This window comes from Streptomyces sp. S3(2020) (assembly GCF_013044505.1).
In the GTDB taxonomy this organism is placed as follows: Bacteria; Actinomycetota; Actinomycetes; order Streptomycetales; family Streptomycetaceae; genus Streptomyces.
In genome coordinates, this window is sequence record NZ_JABERD010000019.1 from 68,460 (window position 1) to 76,922 (window position 8,463).

General features: G+C 71.5%; 7 protein-coding genes and 1 pseudogene. 6 read left to right on the plus strand and 2 right to left on the minus strand.

Translation table 11 applies throughout. The annotated features are described in order from the left end of the window. Positions 1–209: 209 nt before the first annotated feature. From HLK59_RS09455 to HLK59_RS09475, 5 genes are all read left to right on the plus strand, one after another. Complete coding sequence (locus HLK59_RS09455) at positions 210–1,220, plus strand: polyprenyl synthetase family protein (protein ID WP_171140866.1); 1,011 nt, start codon at positions 210–212, stop codon at positions 1,218–1,220. A 128-nt stretch (positions 1,221–1,348) separates the two neighbouring features. Further along, entirely contained in the window at positions 1,349–2,350 is a 1,002-nt protein-coding gene (locus HLK59_RS09460; protein ID WP_240982289.1) for a CHRD domain-containing protein, read from the plus strand. Positions 2,351–2,581: 231 nt separating this feature from the next. Then, positions 2,582–3,808 carry a sigma-E factor regulatory protein RseB domain-containing protein gene (locus HLK59_RS09465; protein ID WP_171140869.1) on the plus strand — a complete coding sequence of 409 codons (1,227 nt, stop codon included), beginning with the start codon at positions 2,582–2,584 and terminating at the stop codon, positions 3,806–3,808. A 33-nt stretch (positions 3,809–3,841) separates the two neighbouring features. Continuing rightward, on the plus strand, positions 3,842–4,870 hold the full coding sequence (locus tag HLK59_RS09470; protein WP_171140870.1) for an ABC transporter ATP-binding protein: 1,029 nt from the start codon (positions 3,842–3,844) through the stop codon (positions 4,868–4,870). Continuing rightward, the gene (locus tag HLK59_RS09475; protein WP_171140871.1) at positions 4,857–5,729 is read left to right on the plus strand and encodes an ABC transporter permease; all 873 of its coding nucleotides are present in this window, start codon (positions 4,857–4,859) and stop codon (positions 5,727–5,729) included. The genes HLK59_RS09470 and HLK59_RS09475 overlap by 14 nt, the downstream gene beginning before the upstream one ends. 7 nt (positions 5,730–5,736) lie before the next feature. Here HLK59_RS09475 and HLK59_RS09480 read toward each other — a convergent pair whose 3' ends face one another. Both HLK59_RS09480 and HLK59_RS09485 read right to left on the minus strand, forming a co-directional pair. Continuing rightward, positions 5,737–6,321 (minus strand): NAD(P)H-dependent oxidoreductase, encoded by a 585-nt coding sequence (locus HLK59_RS09480; RefSeq protein ID WP_171140872.1) that lies wholly within the window; start codon positions 6,319–6,321, stop codon positions 5,737–5,739. A 106-nt stretch (positions 6,322–6,427) separates the two neighbouring features. Further along, positions 6,428–6,925, minus strand: coding sequence for a DUF6668 family protein (locus HLK59_RS09485; RefSeq protein WP_171140873.1), 498 nt, complete (start codon positions 6,923–6,925; stop codon positions 6,428–6,430). A 217-nt stretch (positions 6,926–7,142) separates the two neighbouring features. On the opposite strand from HLK59_RS09485, the pseudogene HLK59_RS50440 reads away from it, so the two are divergent. Further along, a pseudogene (locus HLK59_RS50440) lies at positions 7,143–8,463 on the plus strand (hypothetical protein); the annotation flags it as partial.

Here is an 8,463-nt window from a genome sequence, read left to right on the forward strand (position 1 = left end):
TCTTTTCAGGTGATCAAAAACATACCGGTCGTGATCCGGTATCGCCCGTGCGGATGGGGGCACCTCCCGATCGAGCGAAGTCGAGATTGGGGGAGGGTGGGCGGCAGCGGTGATCGAAACGTGACCGGATACGCTGACTTGAGTGATGGCAGCGACCTATCGACAAACCGTGTAATCGCCAGTAGACACCAGCAGACAGGAGACCCCTCGTGACCGTCGTCGGGCCGTTCGGGCTGAGCGTGCGGGACCAGGCTCTGGAAGCCGATGTCCAGGCCGGATTGGCGGCCGTCGAGGAGGGTTTGCTCGAAGCCACCAAGAGCGAGGTCCCCTTCATCACGGAGGCCGCGCAGCACCTCGTACGGGCGGGCGGCAAGCGCTTCCGTCCGCTGCTCGTGATGCTCACTGCCCAGTTCGGTGACCCGTACGCCCCCGGAGTCGTGCCGTCGGCCGTGGTGGTGGAGCTGACCCACCTGGCGACGCTGTACCACGACGACGTGATGGACGAGGCGTCCGTGCGGCGCGGGGTCGACAGCGCGAACGCCCGGTGGGGCAACTCGGTCGCGGTCCTCACGGGTGACTTCCTCTTCGCCCGCGCCTCGCACATCCTGGCCGACCTCGGTCCGGAGGCGGTGCGGGTGCAGGCCGAGGCGTTCGAGCGGTTGGTCACCGGCCAGATCCTGGAGACCGCTGGGCCGGTGGACGGCCGGGATCCGGTCGAGCACTACCTGGACGTGCTCGGCGGCAAGACCGGCTCGCTGGTCGCGGTGTCCTGCCGGTTCGGCGCGATGATGTCGGGCGCCGACGAGACGGTGGTCGACGTGCTGACGCAGTACGGCGAGCGCCTCGGCGTCGCCTTCCAGCTCGCGGACGACGTCCTGGACATCGCCTCGGACTCCCGTGAGTCCGGGAAGACGCCGGGGACGGATCTGCGCGAGGGCATCCCGACCATGCCGGTGCTGCGACTGCGGGAGCGGGCGGCGCGGCTGGGCCTCGCGGAGGACATCGCGCTGTGCGAGCTGCTGGACTCCGACCTGACCGACGACGCGCGGCACGCCGAGGCGCTGGCCGCCCTGCGGGCGCATCCCGCGCTGGAGCAGGCGCGGCGGGACACGGTGCGGTTCGCGGAGGAGGCCCGGGCGGCGCTCGCTCCGCTGCCGGAGGGTGATGTGAAGGCCGCGCTCATGGAGATGTGCGACGCGGTGGTGCACCGGGCGGGCTGACCCCGTCGGCGTGTGACGTACGTCACCAATCTGGACTGAGTCCAATCTAAGATCGGCTCCGTATTCATGCCCAGAAGCTGACGCAGGGGGCGTCAGCTGCAATACGGGGAGACAAAAGAATCATGGGCATGAAAGCGACGTTCTCCAAGCGCCGTAAGAGCCTCGTCGTCACCGCCGTCGCGGTGGCCGCCGCCGGTGGTGTCGCCGCCGCGGTGATTCCCGCCTTCGCCGCCGGAGGTGACCGCGCCGACCACGCGGGCCACGCGGGCGGCGAGAGCATCGTCAGTCAGAGCGGTGCCCTCGGCGGCAGCGGCGGCACGATCCTCGCCGCGAGCCTCCGGGGCGCCAACGAGGTGCCCGTCCAGGGCGGTCCCGCCGTGAACGACAAGGACGGCGCCGCACTGGAGTTCATCAAGGTCAAGGGCGACAAGGTGTCCGTGGCCGTGACCTGGCGCGGCACCGGCAAGCCCACCCTGCTCCACATCCACCAGGGCGCCAAGGGCACCAACGGCGGCGTCAAGGTCGACTTCACCAAGCTGCTCGACAAGGCCAAGGGGCACAGCGTCACCGGCACCGTGAAGGTGAAGGACGGCGCGCTGCTGGACGCCCTGAAGTCCGACCCCGGCGCGTTCTACGCCAACCTGCACACCGCCGAGTTCCCCGGCGGAGCCGTCCGCGGCCAGCTCCACAAGGTCACCGTCGCGGGCTTCGACTTCCGCGACGCGCTGCACAACTTCCAGGCGTCCGTCGTCAAGGGCAAGCAGATCTATGAGTGCAAGCCGGCCGAGGGGGGCGGGTACGCCTTCGCCCAGCGGGACGTGAGTGCCGTGCTCGGCGGCCGTATCGCGCACTCCTTCGTGAAGCCCAACTCCGGTACCCCGCAGTGGATCGCGCGGGACGGCAGCGCCGTCACCGGCTCGGTCATCTCCCGCACGCCGAACGGCACCGGGAACATCCCCGAGCTGGACCTGAAGGCCACCCAGTCCGGCAAGCACCACGGCCTGCTCGCCGACACCACCGAGATCCTGCGCCTGAACACCGTCGGCGGCGTCGCCCCGACCGGCTCCTGCACCCCGGGCACGATCGTCGGAGTGCCCTACCAGGCGGACTACGTGTTCCTGCGCGGCTGACCCGGTGACAGGCGGCGCCCCCTACGGGTCGTAGGGGGCGCCGCCGTGTCGTGTCATACCCCAGGTGTACGCGGAGTTGGCTCCGGAGGCTGACGCTTCGGGTCGGCCGATTTGGTCAGATGGACACCACGGAAAACACCACTCCTCACCGATTCGGGTGAGAATGGCGGCACGGGGTGGACGAGTGTGCTGGGGAAAAGGCCGCCGCCAACGACGGAGGTAGGGCACAACATGGCACCGTACGAATCCGACGACAGCACCGAGGACCTGGGGTCACGGCGCCGCAAGGCCGCGCGGTACGTCGTCCCGGTCGCGGTCGTGGGGGTGGCCGCGGCGACCATCGGGCTGGTCCCCGCGCTCGCCGACTCCGGCGACCCTGACCTGCCGAAGATCAGCGCACAGCAACTCATCGAGAAGATCGCCGCGTCGGACGTGGAGCAGCTGTCCGGCACCGTGAAGATCACCACGGATCTGGGGCTGCCGGACCTCGGCGGGCTGGAGAACAGCCTGATGGGCGGCGGCGGTTCGGGATCACGCTCGGGTGACGGCTCGTCGGCCGACCCGACGTCCAAGCTCACCGCGCTCGCCTCCGGCACCCACACCCTGCGGGTCGCGGCCGACGGCGAGGACAAGCAGAAGCTCTCGCTCCTGGAGGACGCCGCCGAGTACAGCCTCATCCACAACGGCAAGGACGTGTGGGGCTACGACAGCGGGTCGAACGAGGTCTTCCACGCCACCACCGACGAGAGCTCCTCGAAGGAGGAAGAGGTCCCGGCCACACCCAAGGACCTCACCGAGGACGCCCTCAAGGCGGTCGACGACACGACCTCCGTGACCGTCGAGGGCACCGCGCACGTCGCGGGCCGCGACGCCTACCGGCTCGTCATCAAGCCCAAGGACTCCGGGTCCACCGTCGGCCAGATCACCGTCGCCGTGGACGCGAAGACCGGGCTGCCGCTGAAGTTCACGCTGACCCCGGCGAGCGGCGGCGCGGCGGTCGTCGACGCCGGCTTCACGCAGATCAGCTACGCCAAGCCGGCCGCGTCCACCTTCGACTTCACGCCTCCCAAGGGCGCGAAGGTCACCGAGGAGGACGCCTCCGGGGCACCCGAGCGTCACTCCGGCGACTCCGGCGACTTCGGCGACTCCGGCCGGGACTTCGCCGGCGACGAGGACTTCGCCAAGGGCGGCCCCGAGGGACTCAATGTCATCGGCGAGGGCTGGACCTCCATCGCCACCTTCGACACCGGTGGCCAGGGCATCCCGTCCGGCTCCGAGGCCGGCGGCGCGTTCGGCGGCTTCCTCGACTCGCTCGGCGACAAGGCGAGCGGCAAGTTCGGCGAGGGCACCGTGTTCAAGACCCGGCTGATCAACGCCCTGATCACCGACGACGGCAAGGTCTACGTCGGCGCGGTGACCAAGGACGCGCTGGTGAAGGCGGCGAACGAAGCCAAGTAACGACCCCGCGTGCACGACGAATCGAGGGAGCCGATGGACCAGCCGCCCGCCACGGAGCAGCAACCGGAGGGCGACGGTGAGAGCGCGGACGTGGGTGACAGCACGGACGTGGGCGCCAGCACGGAGGTGGGCGACACCGTCATCCACACCCGCGCCCTCACCAAGCGCTACCGCGGCGGGCAGCTCGCCGTCGACGGTCTCGACCTGACCGTCCCGGCGGGCAGCGTCTTCGGCTTCCTCGGTCCGAACGGCTCGGGCAAGACCACCACCATCCGCATGCTGATGGGCCTCATCGAACCGACCTCCGGGTCGGCCCGGGTGCTGGACCGCCCCATGCCACGCTCCGCCCGTGCCGTACTGCCGCACGTGGGCGCGCTCATCGAGGGCCCGGCGCTCTACGGCTTCCTCTCCGGCCGCGACAACCTCGTCCGCTACGACGCCGCCGACCCGACCGCCGACCCCCGCACCCGGCGCGCACGCGTCGCGACGGCACTGGACCGGGTGGGCCTGGCGGCCGCGGCCGGCAAGAAGGCCAAGGCGTACTCACTGGGCATGAAGCAACGCCTGGGCCTGGCGGCGGCCCTCCTCCAACCCCGCAAGCTCCTCGTCCTCGACGAACCCACCAACGGCCTCGACCCGCAGGGGATGCGCGAGATCCGCTCCCTGGTACGGGAGTTGGCGTCCGAGGGCACGACCGTCTTTCTCTCCTCGCATCTGCTGGACGAGATCGAGCAGGTCTGCACACACGCGGCCGTGATGGCCCAGGGCCGACTGATCACGCAGGGCCCGGTGGCCGACCTGGCGGCGGGGGCGCGGGGACGGCTGGTCGTGACGACTCCGGACACGGGGGAGGCGGCGCGGGTGCTGAAGGAACAGGGCGTCGCGGATGTGGTGGTGACCGACGACCGGGTGACCGCGGAGCCCCCGGACGGTGAACCGGCCGACATCAACGCCGCATTGGTAGGAGCGGGCGTGCGCGTACGGGCCTTCGGAGTGGAACGGGCCACGCTGGAGGACGCCTTCGTGGCGCTGACCGGAGAGGGCTTCGATGTCGCAGGCTGAAGTCCTGGTCAAGCCCGGTCCGTTGTGGACGTTCGGGCTGTTCCGCAGCGAGTTGGTCACCACCTTCCGCCGCTGGCGCACCCTCGCCCTGCTCGCCGTCCTCGCGGCCGTCCCGATCCTCGTCGGCATCGCCGTGAAGATCGAGACGGGCGACGGCGGCGGCCCCGGAGGCGGCGGCGGTGGTGGCGGCCCCGCCTTCGTCTCGCAGATCACCAACAACGGCCTGTTCCTGGTCTTCACCGCGCTCGCCGCCACCCTCCCCTTCTTCCTTCCCATGGCGATCGGCGTGGTCGCCGGTGACGCGATCGCCGGCGAGTCGAACGCCGGCACCCTGCGCTACCTCCTGGTCGCCCCGGCAGGACGCACCCGCCTGCTGTTCACCAAGTACGCGACGGTGATGACCTTCTGCCTCGTGGCCACCCTGGTGGTCGCGGTCTCGGCACTCACGGTCGGCGCCCTGCTCTTCCCCCTGGGGGATCTGACCACCATCTCGGGCACCCGGATCGGCTTCGGCGAAGGCCTCGCCCGGGCCTTCCTGATCGCCCTGGTCGTCGCCGCCTCACTGACCGGGGTGGCGGCCCTCGGACTGTTCGTGTCGACGCTGACCGGCAGCGGTATCGCCGCGATGGCGACGACCGTGGGACTGCTCATCACGGTCCAGATCCTCGACCAGATCCCCCAACTGCACGCGATACAGCCGTACTTCTTCTCCCACTACTGGCTGTCCTTCGCCGACCTCATGCGCGAACCCGTCTACTGGGACGACCTGCAGAAGAACCTCGGCCTCCAGGCCCTGTACGCGGCGGTGTTCGGCTCGGCGGCATGGGCGAGGTTCACGACGAAGGACATCACGGCCTGAGCGCCGGTCACGGGATGTCGTACGGGAAACGCGCGAGCGGTGCCTCCTGAGCGAAGAACGTCTTCGCGCGGGCCAGTGCCTCCGTGTCGGCGCGTACGTCGCCCGGCTTGCTGCCGTTGCCGAGCAGCACCCCGCCGAACCGCATCCCCATGTACGCGGCCGAGTGGTGGAGGGTGCCGATCAGTGGGTCGGCGACCTCGGACTCCTCGTGCGCGAGCACGGTGACACCCCACAGGGTGCGGCCCGCGAGCGTGCCCTTGAAGTCGGCACCCGGGGTGCGCAGCCAGCCCGACCAGTGGTCGAGATAGCGCTTGGCCTGGGCGGAGAGCGAGTACCAGTACAGCGGGGACGCGATCACGATGTCCGTCGCCGCGAGGGTCGCGTCGAACAGCAGCCCGACGTTCCCCTCGGTCGGCCGCGCATGGTCGCTGTCGTGCCGCAGGTCCTCGAAGTCGGGCAGCGGGTGGTCGTTGAGGTCGATCCACTGCTGCTCGACGTCGTCGGCCAGCTGCTCGGCTGCCCTGCGTGCCAGCAGCTCGGTGTTGCCGTCGTCGCGGCTGCTGCCGAGCACGAACAGGAAACGGCGCGTCATGGAATCCCCCAGGTGATGGACGTCGTACGCCGATTATATGCACATGCAAGTATCTGTCGAGGGGAGTTAGAAGATCTAGAGGATCGAGGGGGTGTCGTGCTGGCCGTCAGCGTGATCGGCCGGTGAGGCGGGACAGGGGAGCGGTCTCGCGCGGGGGGTGGCCGCCGAGATCGCCGAGGCGCCAGGCGGGCACCCACGGCACGCGGTAGACGTCGATCAGCGACTCGATCACCTTGATGTGCTGGGCCAGCGGCTTCGGCAGCCGGCCCGGGGCGTCCGCGACGAGCACCACGGCGTCCAGGTCGAGGCCGTGCGGGGCCGTTCCGCGCCGGAAGGTGTCCAGGGCGCGCAGGACGGCGGCCAGCCCGGTCGCGTGGGTGCGGGCGACGAGCAGCACGGACGGGGGAGCGTCGGGTCCTGGCCAGTCGCGTCCGCAGTCGTGGCCGCCGTAGACGGCGGCGAGCGTGGAGACGCCGGCGCCGCCATGGGTGCCGACGAAGGAGAAGCGCCGGGCGGTGGCATGGGCGGCGGCGGGCTCCGGAGGTCCCTCCGATACGGTCACCGGACCACGGATCCAGATCTCCGGTCCCTGCGCCTGCTGCACGTACGGTCTCCTTTCCGGGGCCGTCCCTCCGCCGGGCTGGGACGAGCCTGTGACGCCACGGTGACGTGAGAACCGTGAGTGAGCGGAGAGACTACTCAACAGTACGGGTACGACCGGCTCTTGATGCCGGGGAGCGGGAGGGTGGCGGCCGATGGAGGCACCATGGAGTCCGAACACGCCGTCCACCCACTCCCCGACGGATCCGAGTGAGGGAACGATGTCGCGACTGAGCCGTGAGAAGCGGGACCAGCAGGGCGCCGCCGCACAGCCGCCCGTGCTCGCGGCGGCGCCGATCGACGTCCTGGTCGGCCCGGCCGGCGCGTCCGTGGGCGGCGTACCGGTGACGCCGGTCCCCGGAGAGGAGATCCACCAGACCGTCCTGGACCACCTCCACCGCATCGCCCTCGCCACCGGCCACCCCGTCCACGCCACGGTCCACGACGACCGCATCGGCTACCTGCTCGCCCTGCGCATCGACGCGGACGGCTCCAGCCGGTTCACGGCGGAACCGGTGGGGACGGCTCCGCCGGGTGCGCCGGGTGCGCCGGGTGCGCCGGGTGCGCCGGGAGCACCGGGTGGGCAGCGGGGAGGGCTGCCGGGGTCCGGGGAGCAGGGAGAGGCTTTCCGGCCGGGGGAGCCGGGCCGGGAGCCGTACTCGGGAGCGCCGGGTCAGGCGCTGTACCCGGGGGAGCAGGGCCAGACGTCGATGCCGACACCACCGCCCGCGCCTGGAGCATTCGCACCCGGTCCCGCCGAGGTGACGGGGACGTCCGGCCGGCCCGCGCTGCCGTCTACGCCGGGCACGTCCGGGCGGGGCGCCGCCGACTCCGTAGCGGCGTCCGGCCACCCGGCGCTGCCGCCCGCGCCGACCGCTTTCGGGTCGGGGCCCGCCGATGCGGCCGGGGCGCCCGCCCAGCCTGTGCCGCTGTCCGCGCCTGGCGCGTTCGGGTCGGGGCCTGTCGAGGTGACGGGGGTGTCTGGCCACCCGGCGCTGCCGCCCGCGCCGACCGCTTTCGGGCCGGGGCCCGCCGATGCGAGCGGGGCGCCCGCACAGCCCGCGCCGCCATCCACGTCGGCCGCCTTCGCGGCGGGAGCCGCCGAGTCGGTCGGCGTCCCGACCTCCTCTGCCGTCCGGCCCACCACCGCACCCGCCGGTCCGGCCGGCCCTGCCGAGCCCGTCGACCAGCCTCCTCGGGACCAGTCCACGCACTTCCTCCGCCCGACCTCCGAGCCCCCGACCTTCCCCCTCCGCGCTCTGCCGGACCCGGAGGGTCAGGAGCCCAGGGATGCCGCGCCGACGTTCCGGCTGCGGGCCGTGCCCGAGTGGGTGGCGGACGCGGCGCCCGGTACGGTCGCGCCCCCGACGGGCCAGTTCGGGCCGCCGCCCGTGATGGACGCGCCGGTGACGGACGCACCTCCGCAAGACGCACCTCCGCGAGAAACGCCTCCGCACGACGCACCGCCGACCGACGCCAGGCGGGAAACCGACGCCCACCCCACACCGACCACCAGTCCCGCACCCATCCCCACCTCTGCGC